This is a genomic window from Actinomadura sp. (assembly GCF_044508335.1).
Classification (GTDB): Bacteria; Actinomycetota; Actinomycetes; order Streptosporangiales; family Streptosporangiaceae; genus Spirillospora.
On record NZ_JBIQHY010000044.1, the window covers coordinates 29,301 to 47,228 of the forward strand.

18 protein-coding genes and 1 pseudogene are annotated in these 17,928 nt (G+C 74.1%); 5 read left to right on the forward strand and 14 right to left on the reverse strand.

From position 1 onward, the window contains the following. The 4 genes and pseudogenes from ACIWVC_RS17230 to mraZ all read right to left on the reverse strand — a co-directional run. Positions 1–461: pseudogene (locus tag ACIWVC_RS17230) on the reverse strand (hypothetical protein); the annotation flags it as partial. 65 nt (positions 462–526) lie between these two features. After that, positions 527–1,207, reverse strand: a complete 681-nt coding sequence (locus ACIWVC_RS17235) for a hypothetical protein (RefSeq protein ID WP_396454314.1) — start codon at positions 1,205–1,207, stop codon at positions 527–529. Continuing rightward, positions 1,204–2,244: a 16S rRNA (cytosine(1402)-N(4))-methyltransferase RsmH gene (gene rsmH, locus ACIWVC_RS17240; RefSeq protein ID WP_396448223.1), complete on the reverse strand. Its 1,041-nt coding sequence runs from the start codon at positions 2,242–2,244 to the stop codon at positions 1,204–1,206. Before rsmH ends, ACIWVC_RS17235 begins: the two co-directional genes overlap by 4 nt. Positions 2,245–2,489: 245 nt before the next feature. Next, positions 2,490–2,921: a division/cell wall cluster transcriptional repressor MraZ gene (gene mraZ, locus ACIWVC_RS17245; protein WP_396448224.1), complete on the reverse strand. Its 432-nt coding sequence runs from the start codon at positions 2,919–2,921 to the stop codon at positions 2,490–2,492. A gap of 395 nt (positions 2,922–3,316) precedes the next feature. Between mraZ and ACIWVC_RS17250 the strand changes: the two genes are divergently transcribed. From ACIWVC_RS17250 to ACIWVC_RS17260, 3 genes are read left to right on the forward strand one after another with little or no spacing between them, the layout of a single operon-like run. Further along, positions 3,317–4,363 (forward strand): AAA family ATPase, encoded by a 1,047-nt coding sequence (locus ACIWVC_RS17250; protein WP_396448225.1) that lies wholly within the window; start codon positions 3,317–3,319, stop codon positions 4,361–4,363. A 3-nt stretch (positions 4,364–4,366) separates the two neighbouring features. After that, positions 4,367–5,638: a DUF58 domain-containing protein gene (locus ACIWVC_RS17255; protein WP_396448226.1), complete on the forward strand. Its 1,272-nt coding sequence runs from the start codon at positions 4,367–4,369 to the stop codon at positions 5,636–5,638. After that, on the forward strand, positions 5,635–8,127 hold the full coding sequence (locus ACIWVC_RS17260; RefSeq protein WP_396454315.1) for a DUF3488 and DUF4129 domain-containing transglutaminase family protein: 2,493 nt from the start codon (positions 5,635–5,637) through the stop codon (positions 8,125–8,127). Before ACIWVC_RS17255 ends, ACIWVC_RS17260 begins: the two co-directional genes overlap by 4 nt. A gap of 130 nt (positions 8,128–8,257) precedes the next feature. On the opposite strand, the gene ACIWVC_RS17265 is transcribed toward ACIWVC_RS17260, so the two are convergent. From ACIWVC_RS17265 to ACIWVC_RS17290, 6 genes are all read right to left on the reverse strand, one after another. Then, positions 8,258–8,653, reverse strand: coding sequence for a DUF3040 domain-containing protein (locus ACIWVC_RS17265; RefSeq protein WP_396448228.1), 396 nt, complete (start codon positions 8,651–8,653; stop codon positions 8,258–8,260). A gap of 147 nt (positions 8,654–8,800) precedes the next feature. Continuing rightward, a complete protein-coding gene (locus tag ACIWVC_RS17270) occupies positions 8,801–10,066 on the reverse strand; it encodes a DNA polymerase IV (RefSeq protein ID WP_396448229.1) in 1,266 nt (421 codons plus the stop codon). A gap of 42 nt (positions 10,067–10,108) precedes the next feature. Beyond that, positions 10,109–10,906 (reverse strand): methyltransferase domain-containing protein, encoded by a 798-nt coding sequence (locus tag ACIWVC_RS17275; protein WP_396448230.1) that lies wholly within the window; start codon positions 10,904–10,906, stop codon positions 10,109–10,111. Positions 10,907–10,949: 43 nt separating this feature from the next. After that, positions 10,950–11,366: a transcription antitermination factor NusB gene (gene nusB / locus ACIWVC_RS17280; RefSeq protein WP_396448231.1), complete on the reverse strand. Its 417-nt coding sequence runs from the start codon at positions 11,364–11,366 to the stop codon at positions 10,950–10,952. A gap of 1 nt (position 11,367) precedes the next feature. Beyond that, positions 11,368–11,925: an elongation factor P gene (gene efp / locus ACIWVC_RS17285; protein ID WP_396448232.1), complete on the reverse strand. Its 558-nt coding sequence runs from the start codon at positions 11,923–11,925 to the stop codon at positions 11,368–11,370. Between the two features lie 30 nt (positions 11,926–11,955). Beyond that, a complete protein-coding gene (locus tag ACIWVC_RS17290) occupies positions 11,956–13,032 on the reverse strand; it encodes a M24 family metallopeptidase (protein ID WP_396448233.1) in 1,077 nt (358 codons plus the stop codon). A gap of 230 nt (positions 13,033–13,262) precedes the next feature. Here ACIWVC_RS17290 and ACIWVC_RS17295 point away from each other — a divergent pair, with 230 nt between their 5' ends. Continuing rightward, a complete protein-coding gene (locus ACIWVC_RS17295) occupies positions 13,263–14,741 on the forward strand; it encodes a flavin monoamine oxidase family protein (RefSeq protein ID WP_396454316.1) in 1,479 nt (492 codons plus the stop codon). 72 nt (positions 14,742–14,813) lie between these two features. On the opposite strand, the gene ACIWVC_RS17300 is transcribed toward ACIWVC_RS17295, so the two are convergent. The 3 genes from ACIWVC_RS17300 to ACIWVC_RS17310 all read right to left on the reverse strand — a co-directional run bounded on the left by ACIWVC_RS17300 (position 14,814) and on the right by ACIWVC_RS17310 (position 17,102). Beyond that, on the reverse strand, positions 14,814–15,860 hold the full coding sequence (locus ACIWVC_RS17300; protein ID WP_396448235.1) for an LLM class F420-dependent oxidoreductase: 1,047 nt from the start codon (positions 15,858–15,860) through the stop codon (positions 14,814–14,816). 77 nt (positions 15,861–15,937) lie between these two features. Then, positions 15,938–16,603, reverse strand: coding sequence for an enoyl-CoA hydratase/isomerase family protein (locus tag ACIWVC_RS17305; protein WP_396448236.1), 666 nt, complete (start codon positions 16,601–16,603; stop codon positions 15,938–15,940). Between the two features lie 52 nt (positions 16,604–16,655). Then, a complete protein-coding gene (locus ACIWVC_RS17310; protein WP_396448237.1) occupies positions 16,656–17,102 on the reverse strand; it encodes a PaaI family thioesterase in 447 nt (148 codons plus the stop codon). Positions 17,103–17,202: 100 nt separating this feature from the next. Between ACIWVC_RS17310 and ACIWVC_RS17315 the strand changes: the two genes are divergently transcribed. Further along, on the forward strand, positions 17,203–17,778 hold the full coding sequence (locus tag ACIWVC_RS17315) for a TetR/AcrR family transcriptional regulator (protein ID WP_396448238.1): 576 nt from the start codon (positions 17,203–17,205) through the stop codon (positions 17,776–17,778). A gap of 27 nt (positions 17,779–17,805) precedes the next feature. Here the strand turns inward: ACIWVC_RS17315 and ACIWVC_RS17320 are convergent. Then, on the reverse strand, positions 17,806–17,928 hold a 123-nt coding region (locus ACIWVC_RS17320; protein ID WP_396454317.1), incomplete at its 5' end, for a type II 3-dehydroquinate dehydratase.

Genomic DNA, 17,928 nt, shown 5'->3' on the forward strand with positions numbered 1-17,928 from the left:
CGCGCCGTCTCCTTGCGCGCCGTCTCCTTGCGCGCCGTCTCCTTGCGCGCCGTCTTCTTTCGCGTTTCCTTGCGCGAGGCCCCGTCGCGCGTTTTCTCCTTGCGGGCAGTCTCCTTGCGCCCGGTCTCCTTGCGCCCGGTCTCCTTGCGGGGGGCCGCCTTGGTGCGTTCGGCGGCCCTGCGCTCGGCCGGTGTGCGCTCGGCGGCCTTGCGGGGGGCGGGGGCGGTGCCGCCGCGCGCGGGACGGCGGGGCGCGCTGCCCTTGTGGCCCGGCCGTCCCGCGCCGTCCGCCCTCCCGCCCGGGGAGCGCGGAGTGCCGCCGGTCTGGTGCCCGGACGCGCGCGCCGCGCCCGGGCCGCTCTTGTCGTCCCGCCCGGCCGAGCCCCGGGGGGCCCGCCCGTCCGGTCCGCGTCGCCGGCCGGGCGGCGGGCCGGCGGTCCCGGGTCCCGGCCGTTTCGTCACCGCGCCCCCCGCTCCTTCGTCACCGCGCCCCCCGCTCCTTCGTCACCGTGCGTCCTGCTCCCCCGTCACCGCGCGCCGCTCACCCGGACGCCGTCGCCGGGCACCACGGTGCCGGGGACGCCGAGCACGCCCGCGGCGCCGGCCGAGGCGGCCGCGGCGTGCGGGACGGGGCGGATCGCGCCGCCGCTCGCCCGGCCGGTCTCGGTGTGGAAGAACGCGGGGTCCTCGGCCTCCTTCATGCCGAGCGCCTTGGCCTTCTTCCCCAGGCTGGCCGGGGAGCCCTCGCGCGCGTTCTCCTCTTCGAGGGCCTGGCGCTGCTGTTCGAGCTGCTTGTTGCTCTGCTGCAGCCGCGTGAGCGTGAACGCGTCCTTGGCGAGGACGGTGTTGAGCAGCAGCAGGCTCACCAGCGCGCCGCCGAGCAGCCCGACGATGAGCAGCACGAAGGGCGCGCGCGGCGCGGCCCGGCGGGCCGCGGCCGGGCGGGACCGGGCGGCCGGCGGCCGCGCGCTCCCCGCCCTGCCGCTCTTCCCGGACGCGCTATTCCCGGACGCGCTATTCCCCGGCGCGGCCTTCTTCGGCACGGCCCTGGACGGCGTCCCGGCCGGCGCCTTCGCCGGCTTGGGCGCGGTCTTCACGGCCGTCGCCGTGCCGCCCCCCGGCGCGGTGGCCGGGGCCGCGGGCGGCGCGGCGGCCGTCCTCTTCTTCTTGGGCGCCTTGACCGGCGGGCGCCTGCTCGTCGTCGTCATGTCGCCTCCCGGACCCGCTCCGCGGCGCGCATCCGCACCGATCCGGCCCGTGGGTTGGTCGTGGTCTCCGCACCGGAGGGCAGCTCGGCCCCGCGCGTCAGGAGCCGGAACCTCGGCTCGTGCTCGGGCAGCGGGACGGGCAGCTCCGGCGGGGTGGTGTCGGCCGCCTGGGCGGCGAGGACGCGCTTGGTGATGCGGTCCTCGAGGGAGTGGTAGGACAGGACGGCGACCCGGCCGCCGACCGGGAGCGCGTCCAGGGCGGCGGGCAGCGCCCGGCGCAGGATGTCGAGTTCGCCGTTCACCTCGATGCGCAGCGCCTGGAACGTGCGCTTGGCCGGGTTGCCGCCGGTGCGGCGGGTCGCGGCCGGGATGGCGGAGCGCACGAGGTCGGCGAGCCTGCGGGTGGTGTCCAGCGGGGCGCGCTCGCGTTCGCGGACGATGGCCGAGGCGATCCGCTGGGCGAACCGCTCCTCGCCGTACTCGCGCAGGATCCGGGCGAGCTCGGCGGGCGGGTACCCGTTGACCACCTCGGCGGCGGTGAGGCTCTGGGTGCGGTCCATCCGCATGTCGAGCGGGGCGTCGTAGGAGTAGGCGAAGCCGCGGTCCGCCTCGTCGAGCTGCGGGGAGGACACCCCGAGGTCGAACAGGACGGCGTCGACCGCGGGCACGCCGAGCCCGGCCAGCACCGCGGGAATCCGGTCGTAGACGGCGTGCTCCAGCGTCACCCGGTCGCCGAACGGGGCGAGCCGGCGCGCGGAGCGCTCCAGCGCGACGGTGTCGCGGTCGAGGCCGATGAGCCGGAGCCGCGGGACGGCCCGCAGCATCGCCTCGGCGTGGCCGCCCATGCCGAGCGTGGCGTCGAGGTAGACGGGGTCGCGGCCGGTGACCGCCTCGGCGGCGGGGACGAGGATCTCCAGGACGCGGCCCAGCATGACCGGCACGTGGCCGCTCGGCGGCCCCGGCTCGCCGGCCGTGCGGCCGGCGCCGTCGGACGTGCGGCCGGACGCGCGCTCTGCGGCGCGGTCGCCTGCGCCCATGGTTCACCCCCTGTACTGCCACCTCGCTCGCGGACTGTGTGGCATCGCCGGACCGGACCGTCCCGTGCCCCCGGCGGCGGCCTCGCCCGGCCAGGTCCCCATCCGCTGCCCTAGAGGAAGATCACCGCGTTGCCGCGGGGGGTCGCCGTCTGGCACCGGGGAAGCTGCGCCAGCTGGCTCGGAGAGCGGCTGGAGACCTGGCCGAACGTGGGCCATAGCCGGTCAACGGACCGACGAGTCTTCGCTCAGAGGATCCCTGGCAACACCTCCTCCGAGACGTCGGAGAACGTCTGCTCCTCCCGCTCCAGGTAGGTCTCCCATGCCTGGGCGTCCCAGATCTCCAGACGCGTGTTGGCCCCGATCACCGTGCAGTCGCGGGTGAGGCCCGCGTACTTGCGCAGCGGCGGGGGGATCGTGACGCGCCCCTGCTTGTCCGGTACCTCGTCGGAGGCGCTGGCGAAGAAGACCCGGCTGTAGCTCCGGACCGCCTTCTCGGTGACCGGCGCGGCACGCAGAGCCTCGGTAATCCGCTGGAACTCCGCCATGGGGAAGACGTACAGGCAGCGTTCCTGGCCCTTCGTGATCACCAATCCCCCCGACAGCTCCTCGCGGTACTTCGCCGGCAGGAACAGTCGTCCCTTGTCGTCGAGGCGCGGGTTATGGGTGCCGAGGAACACCGGCCCACCTCCCGCGCCGCATGGGGGTGCAACCGCCCCCACGGCGCCCCACTCTACTCCACTCTTCCCCACCGTCAACAAGAAAAACATCGCCCACGGGCGAATTCGGCGAGCAAAAGTGCAGGTCAGAGCGGGTGGTGCGGAGTGGGGCCCGGCGGCCGCCGGCGCGCGCGCCGCACCGTCCCGAGACGTCCGATGACGCGATTTCGCGCATTTCGGCGGGTGCTGGATGATCGTGGTGGAGCGAAGTGGCGGGCGGGGCCGCGGCCGCGAGGCAACATCTGGACGGCATTCGCCGTCCTTCCCGTAGAGCACAATGGGCTCGCGTTCCCCATGAGCATCGCAGTGGGCGTTCCGACGACGTACTGTCGGTTGGAACGGCTGAGGAGGGTTTGGTGGCAGTAGGCACGCACGGCGAGTCGTTCATGGAGACCGACCCCCCGGCATCCCACCCTGCCCGGCGCCGCGCCTCGGGGGACGGGGGGACGGCTCGCGGGCTCGACGGACTCGCCCACATCGCGAACAAGATCCGGGACGCTGTGGAGTCGGTGATCGAGGGCAAGCCCTCGGTGGTGCGGCTCGCGCTCACGGTGCTGCTGGCGGAGGGGCACCTGCTGATCGAGGACGTGCCGGGGGTCGGCAAGACGATGCTCGCCAAGGCGCTCGCGCGCTCGGTCGACTGCTCGGTGCGGCGCGTCCAGTTCACCCCGGACCTGCTGCCCAGCGACATCACCGGGGTCAGCGCCTACAACCAGGAGCTGCGCGAGTTCGAGTTCAAGCCGGGGCCGGTGTTCGCCAACATCGTGGTCGGCGACGAGATCAACCGGGCGTCCCCGAAGACGCAGTCGGCGCTGCTGGAGTGCATGGAGGAGCGCCAGGTCACCGTCGACGGCACCACCTACGCGCTGGAGCCGCCGTTCATGGTGATCTCCACGCAGAACCCGGTGGAGATGGAGGGCACCTACCCGCTGCCGGAGGCGCAGCGCGACCGGTTCACCGCCCGCATCTCGATGGGCTACCCCGACGCGGCCGCCGAGCTGGAGATGCTCGACACGCACGGCCAGACCTCCCCCCTCGACCGGCTCACCCCGGTCGCGCACGCCGCCGACGTCCGCGACCTCATCGAGGTGGTGCGGCGCCAGCACGTCGCGCCCGCGGTGAAGCAGTACGCGATCGACCTCGTCGCCGCCACCCGCAAGCACCCCGAGCTGCGGCTCGGCGCGTCCCCGCGGGCGACCCTGCACCTGGTGCGCGCGGCGCGGGCGTACGCGGCGCTCGACGACCGCGACTACGTCGTCCCCGACGACGTGCAGGACCTCGCCGTCCCCGTCCTCGCGCACCGGCTGCTGCCGACCGCGGAGGCGCAGGTGGAGCGGCGGCGTCCCGAGCAGGTCGTCGCCGACCTGGTGAAGCGCCTGCCGGTGCCCTCCCCCGGGAAGTGACCGGTGCGACGCACGCTGGCCGGCCTCACCACGCGCGGGCGGTCCTTCGTGGCCGCCGGCGCGACCGCGATCATCTGCGCGCTCATCCTGGGCGAGCGCGACCTGCTGCGCGCGGGGGTGCTCGTGCTGGTGCTGCCGCTGCTGTGCATGCTCGCGGTGTCGCGGACCCGGTACCGGCTGGCGTGCGCGCGGCGGCTCGACCCGGCGCGGCTGCCGGTCGGCCATGAGGCCCGCGTCGACCTGCGGCTGGAGAACGTGTCGCGGCTGCCGAGCGGGCTGCTCATGGTGGAGGACCGGGTCCCGTACGCGCTCGGCGGCCGGGCCCGGTTCGTGCTGGAGCGGATCGAGCCGCACGGCTCCCGCCAGCTCGGCTACCGGATCCGCTCGGACGTGCGCGGCCGCTACCGCACCGGGCCGCTGACGGTCCGGCTCGCCGACCCGTTCGGGATGGTGGAGCTGGTGCGCTCGTTCAGCCTGTCCGACACGCTGACCGTGACGCCCGCGATCGTGCCGCTGCCGCACAGCCGGCTGTCGGGCGCGTGGACGGGCGGCGGCGACAGCGTCGCCCGCGCGGTGTCCGCGGCGGGCGAGGACGACGTGGCCCCCCGCGAGTACCGGCACGGCGACGACCTGCGCCGCGTGCACTGGCGGTCCACCGCCCGGCACGGGGAGCTGATGGTGCGGCGCGAGGAGCAGCACTTCCAGAGCAGCGGCACGCTGTTCCTCGACACCCGCCGCAGCGCGCACTGGGGCGAGGGGCTGAGCAGCTCGTTCGAGCAGGCGGTGTCGGCGACCGCGTCGATCGGCGTGCACCTCGTCCGGACGGGGATGAGCCTGCGGTACGTCACCGACGCCGGGGAGGCGCTGCCCGCGGCGCCGTCCGAGGGCGCGTTCGAGGGGCTGCTGCTCGACGCGCTCGCGGTGGCGCGCCGGTCCCGGGGCAACTCGCTGTCGGCGGGGCTGGCCGCGCTGCGCGGCGGCGAGGCCGGCGCGCGGGAGGGCGAGGGGCTGGTCGTCGCGGTGTTCGGCGCCCTGTCCGCCGAGGAGGCCCGCGCGGTGGCGGCGGCGCGGCGCGGCACCGGGACGTCCGTCGCGGTGCTGCTCCAGGGCACGCCCGGCGCCGCGGAGCGGGCGGAGCCGCAGGGCGAGGGGACCGCGGGGCTGCTGCGCTCGGCGGGGTGGCGGGTGCTGCCCGTCGCGTCCGCCGCGGACCTCGCCCGGGCGTGGACGACGGCCGGCAAGGCCGGTGAGGACTTCGTCAGGGACGGCTCATGAGGATCCGGATGACGGTCATGGCCGGGCTGGCGACGGTCGCCGGCTCGCTCGGCCTCTACCCGCTGTACGAGAAGGCCGGCTGGTTCTGGGCCGGGCTGGGCGCGGTGCTCGCGGCGGCGGGCGGCGGGCTGCTGGCCCGGCGGCTGCGGCTGCCCGCGCCGATGAACGCGGTGTTCGGGCTGGCGGCGCTGCTGCTCTACCTCGACCTCGTCTACGCCGCCGACCTGGCGTGGCTGGTGTTCGTCCCGTCCCCGGAGTCGGTGGGGCACCTCGGCGACCTGGCCGGGGAGGGCTGGCGGGCCGCGAACCGGTACGCGGCGCCGGTCCCGCTGCTGCCCGGCATCGCGATGCTGACCGCGACCGGGATCGGGCTGGTCGCGGTCATGGTCGACCTGCTCGCCGTCCGGCTGCACCGCACCGCGCCCGCCGGGCTGCCGCTGCTCGCCATGTACAGCGTGCCCGCGGCGGTCCGCGAGGACGGCGCCGGCTGGCTGGCGTTCGGTGTCGGCGCGCTCGGCTTCCTCGCCCTGCTGATGGCCGACTCCCGGGAGAAGGTCGGCGGCTGGGGCCGCACGGTCACCTCGCGGCACCGGCCCCGCGAGGTCCCGCTGGCCGGGACCGGGCCGCGCCCCGGCGAGGAGCCGGAGCCGCCCGCCACGGCGGCGCTGGCGGCGAGCGGCCGGCGGATAGCGCTCGGCGCGGTCGCCGTCGCGGTGCTGCTGCCGGCCGCGGTGCCGGGCCTGCACCCGCGCGGCGTGTTCGGCCTGGACGGCGGCGGGGGCTCGGGCACCCGCACCGTGACGACGCCCGACCCGCTGGTCAGCCTGAAGCGGGAGCTGACCCGGCTGGACGACTCGGTCGTCCTCACCTACCGGACCGACGACCCGGAGGGCCCCGACTACCTGCGGCTGTACGCCCTCGACCGGTTCGACGGCGACCGCTGGACCTACAGCCCGCTGAAGAGCAGCTCCAAGGACAGGATCGTCTTCGGGCGCACGCTCCCGCCGCCGCCGGGGCTGTCCATCGGGCGGGTGCACAAGGTGACGACCACGGTCCACGTGCGGCCCGAGGTCAGGAACATGACGTTCCTGCCGGTGCCGTACGCGCCGACCAGCGTGTCGATCAGGGGGGACTGGCGGGTGCACCCCTCGTCGCTGATGGTCTACTCGCTGCACGACGCGGCGGGCGGCCGCTCCTACACCGTGGAGAGCCTGCGCGCCGACCCGACCGCCGGGCAGCTCGCCGCCGCGGGCGGCTACCCGGCCGACATCGTCGCGCACTACACCGCGGTGCCGAAGAACATCCCGCAGGAGGTCAGGAAGCTCGCCGAGCGGGTCACCGCCGGGTCGGCGACCGCGCTCACGCAGGCCGTCCGGCTGCAGCGCTGGTTCACCACCACCGGCGGGTTCAGCTACGACCTGTCCGCGCCCGCGCCGCAGAAGGGCAGCGACCTCGTCGACTTCCTGCTGCACAGCAAGCACGGCTACTGCGAGCAGTACGCCGCCTCGATGGCGCTGATGGCGCGGATCCTCGGCATCCCGTCCCGCGTGGCGATGGGGTACACGCCGGGCAGCGAGGTCAGGCCGGGCGAGTGGGTCGTCCGGTCGCGGGACGCGCACGCCTGGCCGGAGCTGTACTTCCAGGGCACCGGCTGGGTGCGGTTCGAGCCGACGCCGTCGGGCGCGGCCGGGCAGGGCACCGCGGTCGCGCCGGCCTACAGCCGTCCCGCGGTCAGCGCCGGCGGCGGGAGCGACAGCTCGTCCGCGCAGGCGCCCGACTCCTCCGCGCCGGGCGGCGAGGCGGCCGCCTCGCCGAGCGCCGGCGCCCGGCACCGCGACGACCAGGCGCCCGGCAGCACCTCCGCCGCGCAGGACACCGAGGACGACGGGTTCACCGCCACGCCCTGGATGGCGGGCGCGCTGCTGACGCTGATGCTGCTGGGCGTGCCGATGGCGCTGCGGGCGTACACCCGGCGCCGCCGCTGGGCGGCGCTGACGCCGCCGCCCCCGCCGGTGCCCGGCGCCCCGCCCCGGCCCGGCCCGGCGCGGCGGCGGGCGGCCCCGCCCGACCCGGCCAGTGCGGCGCACGCCGCGTGGCGGGAGATGCGCGCCGACGCGCTCGACCACGGGCTGGAATGGCGGGCCAGCGACTCCCCGCGGGCCGCCGCGCGGCGGCTCGGCGAGCTGCTCGACCTGGACGGCGCGAGCGCGCGGGCCCTCACCCGCATCGCCCGCGCCGAGGAGCTGGCCCGCTACTCCCGGTCGCGCTCCCCGGAGCCGGTGGAGCGGCTGCGCGCCGACGTGAAGACCGTGCGGGAGGCGTTCGCCGCGTCCGTGGGCCGCCGCGCCCGCTGGCGCGCCCGGCTGCTGCCGCCGTCCACGATGGCGCAGACCCGCGCCGCGCTGCGCACCGCCTCGGACCGCGCCCTCGACGTCACCGCCCGGCTGAACGCCCTGCCGGGCCGCCTCGCCCGCCCGCGCCGCCGGTAGGGCCGCGGAACGCCGGAGGAACACCCCCGGGATGCGCGCGTCCCGGCCACCGGAGCGCCGCGGCCCCTCATACGCAGACGTCCCGGCCCCGCGGTCGGCACGCGGGGCCGGGACGTCGGCGCGAGGTCTGTCAGTCGCCTTCGGTGCGGCGGCGCCAGCGCTCTTCCATGCGCTCCATGAAGCCGGCCTTGGCCGGGCGGGAGGAGCGGCCGCCGCCACCGCGGGCGGGCTCGTTCCCGATGCCGGTCATCCGCTTCCAGCTCGTCAACGCCCAGACGCAGCACACCACCATCAGCAGGAAACCGGTCACACTGATCGCGATGGTGACCGTGCCCTCATTGATCACGAGGCCGGCCATCAGGGCGCAGACGCCCACGACGAAACCGAGGGCGGCCTTGATGATCCGGCGCTTGTAATGGACCTGGGGGTTGGTCGAGCGAACCGCGTGAGCGAACTTCGGATCCTCGGCGTACAGAGCCGATTCGATCTGTTCGAGCATGCGCTGCTCGTGCTCAGAGAGCGGCACGGCACCTCCCAACGACAGCTCCGCGACGGGGTATCCGATGCGGGACGCGAACGTCAACGGTGATATGCCCAGAATACGAGCACTGTCGAGCGCGCGAAAGCGAACGGCCCGTCGAGGGCCCCGTCCAGGTCACCCCACAGCCTTCTTTCATTGCCTTCCGTCCCTGCCGTCACTTCCGTCACCGTCCGCCGCACGCCGGACGAGCGCGGCGGGACGGACCGCGCCGCGGCCGAACCGGTGCGCGACCTGGTCCATGGCACGCTCGGCCTCACGCCAGCCGCGTTCCGGCTCGTCGAAGGCGAGCTGACGGGGGGCCTCGCCGGCGGGGACCAGGTTCTCGACCCGCACCCCGACCAGACGGAGTCGTACCCGTTCCAGCCCGGCCGCCTCATAGAGCTCCCGCGCTGTGACATAGATCACACGGGCGAGATCCGTGGGCTCGTTCAGCGTCCGCGCCCGGGTGATCGTCCTGAAGTCCGCCATCCGGAGTTTGACGCTGACCGTCCGGCCCGCGTTCCCGGCGGCCCGCAGCCGCTCGCCGGTCTTCTCCGCGAGCCGCAGCAGCGACCGGCGGATGGCCTCGGGGTCGTCGACGTCGGTGTCGAACGTCTCCTCGGCGCCGATGCTCTTGTCGGGCGTGTGCGGGACGACCTCGCGCGGGTCGCGGCCCCACGCCAGCTCGTGCAGGTGCGCGCCCATCGCGTTGCCGAGCTCGCGCCGCAGCGTGGCCGGCGGGACCCGGGCGAGCTGCCCGACCGTCCGCAGGCCGAGCCGGGCGAGGTGCTCCTCCGTCCGCTCCCCCACGCCCCACAGGGACGCGACGGGCAGCGGGTGCAGGAACTCGACGACGCCGTCGGCGGGCACCACGAGCAGCCCGTCGGGCTTGCACCGGGTCGAGGCGAGCTTGGCGATGAACTTGGTGCTCGCGACGCCCACCGAGCACGTGATGCCCTGCTGGTCGCGGACCTGCTCGCGGATCATCTGGGCGATCCGCGCCGGCCGGCCGAGCCGCCGCCGGGCGCCCGCCACGTCGAGGAACGCCTCGTCCAGCGACAGGCCCTCGACCAGCGGGGTGACGGACCGGAAGATCTCGAACACCGCGGCGGAGACGCGGGAGTACTTGCCGTGGTCCACCGGCAGCACGACCGCCTGCGGGCACAGCCGCCGCGCCCGCGTCATCGGCATCGCCGAGTGCACGCCGAACGCGCGGGCCTCGTAGGACGCCGCGGACACCACGCCCCGCGGCCCGGCGCCGCCCACGATCACGGGGCGGCCGCGCAGCTCGGGGCGGTCGAGCAGCTCGACGCTGACGAAGAACGCGTCCATGTCGACGTGCAGGATGGCGCAGCCGGTGTCGTCTGCGGGCGGCCCCGGCTGCGGACCCGGCCGGTGCAGCTGCTGCTTGCGGCTCACGCTCTATTAGTACTCGACTGGTCCCCGGCCGGCGCCCGGCGGCTACCCGGCCGGCTTGTCGGCCGGCTTGTCGGCCACCAGGTGCAGCTGGGTGGCGAGGTCGCGCAGGACGGGGTGGACGGCCGCGACGGACTCCAGCGCGATCAGCGCGTCCGCCGAGTCGGAGTCGCCGTCCAGCAGGCCGCTCGGCACCAGGTCGGCGAAGATCCGCACGCCGTGCAGCTCGGCGACGCGCAGGCCCGCGCCGCGCACCAGGGACGACAGCGTCTCGCGGGTGAACCGGCGGGGCATCCGGTCGCCCTCGCCCCACCGCCCGGACGGGTCGGTGAGCACCCGCCGCGCGTCGTCGAAGTGCCCGGACACGGCGCGGTGCAGCGCGGCGGCGACCTGCCCGGCGACGAGCACGCTCACCGAGCCGCCCGGCCGGACCGCGCCGGTCAGCGCGGCCATCGCCGCGCTGGGGTCGTCGACGTACTCCAGGACGCTGTGGCACAGCACGAGGTCGGCGGCGGCCGGGCCCAGCAGGTCGGGCAGGTCGACGGCGTCGCCCTGCACCGCGCGGACCCGGACCCCGGACTCGGCGGCGCGGCGCTCCAGCGCGGCCAGCGCGTCCGGGTTGGCGTCGACCACGGTGACGCGGTGCCCCAGCTCGGCGAGCGGGACCGCGAACCCGCCGGTGCCGCCGCCGACGTCCACGACGTCGCGCGGGCCGGCCTCCGGGGTGATGCGGGCGAGCACGGTGCGCAGGGCGTCCCACAGGACCGCGCTGCGCACCCTGGTGCCGCCCCGCACCCGCTTCTGCTGCCGGCCGGTCACGGCGGCTCCCTTAACGTCAGTCATCGCCGCCCAGCCTAGCCGCCCGGTGCGCCGCAACCGGCGCGATTCACAGCGTGAGGGAGGGCTTGAGCTGCTGCAGGCGGGAGAGGAGGCCGTTGACGAAGCGCGGGGACTCGTCGGTGGACAGCTCGGTCGCGAGGGCGACGGCCTCGCTGACCGCGACGCCGTCGGGGACGTCGTCCGCCCACAGCAGCTCGAACGCGCCCATCCGCAGGATGTTGCGGTCGACGGCCGGCATCCGCTCCAGCGTCCAGCCGGTGGCGTAGGTGGAGATCAGCTCGTCGATGCGCTCCCGGTGCTCCTGGACGCCCTCGATCAGCCGGACGGCGTGCGGGTATTCGGCCGGCTCGTCCTGGTTGGGGCGGCCCCGCGCCGCGAGCACGGCCACCGGCTCCTCCTCCCGCAGCTCCGCCGCGAACAGGATGTCGAGCGCGAGTCTCCTGGCCTTGGTGCGGGCCGCCATCTCAGGCGCGGCCGAGGTACTCGCCGGAGCGGGTGTCGACCTTGACCTTCTCCCCGGTGGTGATGAACAGCGGGACCTGGATCTGCGCGCCGGTCTCCACGGTGGCGGGCTTGCTGCCGCCGGTGGAGCGGTCGCCCTGCAGGCCGGGCTCGGTCTCGGTGATCTCCAGCACGACGGCGGCGGGCAGCTCGACGTACAGCGGGGTGTCGTCGTTGAAGGCGATCACCGCGTTCTGCTCGGGCAGCAGGTAGTTCGCGGCGTCGCCGACGACGGCCGCCGGGATGTGCGGCTGGTCGTAGGTCTCGGTGTCCATGAAGACGAAGTCCTCGCCCTCGCGGTAGAGGTACTGCATCTCCCGCTTGTCGACGCTGGCCACCTCGACCTTGGTGCCGGCGTTGAAGGTCTTGTCGACGACCTTCCCGGACAGGACGTTCTTCAGCTTGGTGCGGACGAACGCGCCGCCCTTGCCTGGCTTGACGTGCTGGAACTCGAGGACGGTCCACAGCTGGCCGTCGAGGTTCAGCGTCATGCCGTTCTTCAGGTCGTTCGTCGTCGCCACTGGCTGTTCTCCCGGTCGCGACCCGCGCGTCTAGAGGACGAGCAGGTCCTTGGTCGTCGTGGTGAGGAGCTCCGGGCCGTCCGCGCGGACCACGATCGTGTCCTCGATGCGGACTCCGCCCCGGCCCGTGAGATAGACCCCCGGCTCCGCGGTGATCGGTACCCGATCCATCAGTTTACCGGTCTTGTCGTACCCCATGAGCGGCGCTTCGTGGATCTCCAGGCCGACGCCGTGCCCCAGCCCGTGGGTGAACTCCGCGCCGTGCCCGGCGTCCTTGATGATCTCGCGGGCGGCGGCGTCGACGTCCTTGGTGTCCGCGCCGGGCCGGGCGGCCTCGACGGCGGCGCGCTGCGCCCGGCTGACGAGGTCGTACAGGTCGCGCTGCCAGCCGGCGGGCTCGCCGATCGCGACGGTGCGGGTCATGTCGGCGTGGTAGCCGCCGTACAGGGCGCCGAAGTCCATGGTGACCAGGTCGCCGGCCTGCAGCTCGCGGCCGCCGGGGTGGTGGTGCGGGACGGCGCCGTTCGGGCCGGACGCGATGATCGACTCGAACGCGGGGCGCTCGGCGCCGAAGTCGACCATGGCGCGTTCGAGCGCGACCGCGACGGCCCGCTCGGTGACGCCGGCGCGGATCTCGGGGAGGACGGCCTCGAACGCGCGGCCGGTGATCGCGCACGCCTCCCGCAGGAGGGCGATCTCCTCCTCGTCCTTGACCATGCGCAGCTCTTCCACCAGGCGGCCGAGCGGCGCCAGCTCGACCTCGGCGGCGTCGAGCAGGGCCGCGTGCTGCTCGACGGTGATGTCGTGCGCCTCGAAGCCGACGCGGCCGTGGCCGTCCGCGGCGGCCCGCGCCACCAGCGCCTCCACCACCTGCCGGTCGACGACGACGGGCAGCTCCGGGCAGACCTCCGCGGCCATGCCGGCGTACCGGCCGTCGGTCGCGAGGACGGCCGGGCCGTCCGCCGGGACCAGCAGCGCGGCGCGGGAGCTGTCGAGCCCGGTCAGGTAGCGGACGTTGACCAGCCGCGTCACCAGCGCGGCGGCGGCGCCGCGCTCCGCGACGAGCGCGGCCAGCCTCCGGCGCCGGGCGGCGTGCGCCTCACCCATGCCGTGCCTCACCCATGCCGTGCCTCACCCATGCAGCGTCCCGCCATGCGTCCTGCCATGCGTCCCCCCATGGGCAGGACTCTAGATGATCGCCGGGGCGGGCCGGGAGGCCGTCTCGACGCGGTCACGAAACATGAAGAACCCTCGACTTCAGGTTGAGGGCGGGCCTAGCGTGAGCTGCCGTGTGAACCTTCCGTCCCCCCGCATGGACACCCCTGGAGGGATTCCCCTTGACCCGAGTCAGCCGCCGCAGACTGCTCGGCACGGGCGCGCTCACCGCCGCCGGCGCCGTCGCCTCCGCCGCCGCGGCGCCGTCCGCCGCCGCCCGCACCGCTCCGGTCAGCACCGACGTGGTGATCGTCGGGGCCGGCCTGTCCGGCCTGACCGCCGCCCGCGACCTCGTCGCGGCCGGCCGGTCCGTGATCGTCCTGGAGGCCCGGGACCGGCCGGGCGGGCGGGTGTACGGCCTGCCGCTCGGCGACGGCACCACCAGCGAGGGCGGCGCCGAGTTCATCGGCCCGACGCAGGACAGGATCGCCGCGCTCGCCAGGGACATGGGCGTCGAGACCTTCAAGACCTACAACGAGGGCAAGAACGTCTACTACCGCAACGGGAAGCGGTCGCTGTACGCCACCGACGGCCTGCTCGGCGCGGTCCCGCCGGACTGGGGCGTACTCGACCTGGAGCTGGCGCTGCTCAAGCTCGGCAACATGATCAAGCAGGTCCCGGTCGGCGAGCCGTGGAAGGCGGCGAAGGCCGAGGAGTGGGACGCGCAGACGTTCTACACGTGGTCGCGGTCCAACTCGCTGAGCAGCGGCGCGCGGTTCCTGATGGACGCGTTCGCCTCCTCCACGCTGTCGATGCGCTCGCAGGAGATCTCGCTGCTCTACCTGCTGCACTACGCGGCCGCGGCGGGCAACGAGAGCAACCCCGGGACGATAGACCGGCTGATCAACACCAAGGACGGCGCGCAGGAGTCCCGGTTCGTGGGCGGCTCGCAGGAGGTGCCCGTCCGGCTGGCGGCGCGGCTGGGCGACATCGTCCGCTACAACGCGCCGGTACGGTCCATCGCGACCGGCGCCGGCGCCGTCACCGTCACCGCGGACGGGATCACCGTGTCGGCCAAGCGGGTCATCGTCGCGATGTCCCCCGCGATCGCGAACAGGATCGACTACTCGCCGGCGCTGCCCGCGAGCCGGGCGCAGCTGATGCAGCGCTACCCGATGGGCTCGATCGCCAAGTTCGTCGGCGTCTACGACACGCCGTTCTGGCGCGCGGACGGCCTCACCGGGCAGGCGGTCGCCGACAGCGGCGCGATCGACGCGACGTTCGACAACAGCCCGCCGGACGGGTCGCGCGGCATCCTGATGGGCTTCATGAACCAGGCGAACATCCGCAAGCTGGACGGCGCGTCCGCGGACGAGGTCCGGGCGGCGGGCCTCGACTCGTTCACCAAGCTGTTCGGCGACAAGGCCGCCCGCCCGCGGATCACGGCGTTCCAGCGCTGGGACAACGAGATGTGGAGCGGCGGCGGCCCGGTCGGCATCGCCCCGCCCGGCGCGCTCACCGCGTTCGGCCCGGCGCTGCGCGCCCCGTGCGGCCCGATCCACTGGGCGGGCACCGAGACGTCCGACTACTGGACCGGCTACATGGACGGCGCGGTCCGCTCCGGCGAGCGCGTCGCCAAGGAGGTCCACGCCGCGCTCTGACCCTCGGCTTGCGGCGTGTTGCCCTTATCGGCGCGCTCATAAGGGCAACACGCCGCAAGCCGACGAAGCGGGTCAGAGCTCGGCGGCCATCTCCTTGACCTTCTCGATCAGGGCGAGGCGGCCCTTGTGGTCGCCGGCGATCGGGGCGACGTTCAGCGTCGTGATCCCGGACTCCTTCATCGCGGCGAGCCGCTCGCGGACATGGCCCTCGGAGCCGATGAGCGACATCTTCTCCAGCAGTTCCTGCGGAACCTTCGCGGCGGCCTCGTCCTTCTTGCCGTCCAGATAGAGGTCCTGGATCTCCTCGGCCTCCTTCTCGAAGCCGTAGCGGCGGGCGAGGTCGTTGTAGAAGTTCTTGCCCTTGGCGCCCATGCCGCCGATGTACAGCGCCGCCATGGGACGGCCGAACTCCAGGTAGCCCTGGACGTCGTCGCCGATGGCGAGCGGGGCCTGGCCGACCACGTCCAGCTCGCCGAGCGCCGGGTCGCGCCTGGCCTTGCCGGCGGCGAGGGAGGCGCCCCACACCTCCTCGGCCTTCTCCGGCATGTAGAAGATCGGCTCCCAGCCGTTGGCGATCTCGGCGGTCTGCTCGACGTTCTTCGGGCCGATCGCGGCGACCAGGATCGGGATGTCGGCGCGCACCGGGTGGTTGATGAGCTTCAGCGGCTTGCCCAGGCCGGTGCCCTGGTCGGCGGGCAGCGGCAGCTTGTAGTACCTGCCGTCGTACTGGAGCCGCTCGCGCCGCCACACCTTGCGGCAGATCTCGATGACCTCGCGGGTGCGGCCGAGCGGCGCCGTGTAGGGGACGCCGTGGAAGCCCTCGATGACCTGCGGGCCGGACGCGCCGATGCCGAGCGTGAACCGCCCCCCGGACACGTAGTCCAGGCCCGCGGCGGTCTGCGCCATCGCGGTCGGCGTGCGCGAGTAGATGTTGAGGATGCCGGAGGCGATCTCCAGCCGCTCGGTCTTGGCCGCGATGTAGCCCATCTGGCTCACCGCGTCGAAGCTGTACGCCTCCGCGACGTAGACGATGTCGAGGCCGGCCTTCTCGTAGTCGGACAGCTCCTCGACGGTCTCCTTGAAACCGCCCGAGTAGCTGAGCGCCATCCCGATGCGCATCGGCATCCTCTCCCTAACCGAATCCGATTCCAGTCGAACGTAACCTACCCGCCGCCCCCGGTTGAGGGCGCCCCGGTTCAGGGGAGGGCGGGACCGTGCAGCGCGTCCAGCACCGGCCGGTACAGGTCCGTGCGGATCTTGGCGACCGTCCCGCCGTTCCTGCCCGCCGACGCCGCCGCCAGCTCCACGGCGGCGGCGAGGACCTCCTCCTCGGGAGCGGTCCGCTGGACGATCCCGGCGTCCCGCGCCTGCTCGGCGGTGTACCGGCGGCCGGTGAGCATGGCCTCGTGCGCGGTCGCGCGCGGCAGCCGCTCCTTGATCAGCAGGTTCATCCCCGGCGTGAAGCTCATGCCGAGGTCGACCTCGGGCAGGCAGAAGTAGCCGCGGTCGGTGCGCATCACGGCGGCGTCGTGGCACAGGGCGAGCATCGCGCCGCCCGCGAACGCGTGCCCGTTCAGCGCCGCGACGGTCGGCATGGGCAGCTCCAGGACGCGCGCGAACAGCCCGTGCACCCGCCGCAGGTACTCCTCGAACCGGTCCTGGTTGGCGCTCAGCCAGTCCAGGTCGAGGCCGTTGGAGTAGAACTTGCCGGTCCCGGCGGTGACCAGCGCGCCCGGCCCGTCGTTCTTCGCGACGGTGTCGAGCGCGTCCTCGACCTCGTCGAGGAAGCCGGGGCTGAACCGGTTCTCGCCGGCGTCGAACCGCAGGATGTGCACATCTCCGTCGCGCTGGAGGTCGATCACGAGGCTCTCCTTCTCCCGTGCCTGGGCGAACCCTTCCGCGCCCAAGCGAACCCTACTCGCCAGTAGGCGGCGGGAAGAGCAGGCACGTCGTCGTCCCGTGCGCGACGAGCCTGCCGTCGGCGTCGGTGATGCGCCCCTCGGCGGTCGCGACCTTGCGCCCGACATGGACGGTCGTCCCCTCGCACACCAGCCGGCCGCCGTCCAGCGGCACCGCCCGGACGAAGTTCACCTTGAGCTCCAGCGTCGTGTAACCGGCGCCCTCCGCCAGGGACGTGTGCACCGCGCACGCCATCGCCGAGTCCAGCAGCGTGGACATGATGCCGCCGTGCACGGTCCCGAGCGGGTTGCTGAAGTCGGGGCGCGGGGTGAGGGCGAACACGACCCGGCCGGGTTCGAGGCTCTCGGCCGTGATGCCGAGCAGGGTCCCGATGCCGTGCCCCTTCTCCGCGCCCTTGTCGAGCAGTTCCTTCAGCTGCTCCAGTCCCGCCGTGCTCTCCATCAGGCTCCCCAACCAGTAGGACGTCCGTCATAGTCACCATCTTCTATGACGACCGTCATGGGCAACGCGGGCACCGTATGATGAATGTCATAATCGAGTCATGGGGACGGACAGCCGGGAACGCATGGTGCGCAGCGCCGCCTACCTGTTCCGCGAGCGCGGCTACAGCGGCACCGGGTTCCGCGACGTCATCGCGCACAGCGGCGCCCCGCGCGGGTCGATCTACCACCACTTCCCGGACGGCAAGGCGCAGCTCGCCGAGGAGGCCGTCCGCTACGCCGGCGACTTCCTCAACGCCGGCATCCTCGCCGCCACCGAGGGCGGCGACGCCGCCTCCGCGGTGGACGCCTTCGTCGGCTGGTGGCGGCAGGTCCTGATCAGGAGCGAGTTCCGCGCGGGCTGCCCCGTCGTCGCCGTCACCGTCGAGTCCCACGACGACGCGCCCCAGCTCGCCAAGGCCGCCGCGGCGGTGTTCGGCCTCTGGCAGGACACCCTCGCGACCGGCCTCGGCAACGCCGGCGTCCCCGACCACCGCGCCGCCCGCCTGGCCCGCCTCATCGTCGCGGCCGTCGAGGGCGCCACCATCCTCTGCCGCGCCCACCGCGACGTGGCGCCGCTGGACGACGTGGTGGCCGAGCTCAAGGACATGGCGCGCCGGGCCGCCGAGGAGGAGTAGCGGCGCCCTCGCTCCGCCGGACGGTCGTCAGGCGGGGTTCTGCTCGGCGAGCAGCTCGGCTATGGCCTGCAGCGCCAGGACGTACGACATGGGGCCGAACCCGGCGATGGTGCCGGTGGCGACGCCGGCGACGACGGAGGTGTGGCGGAA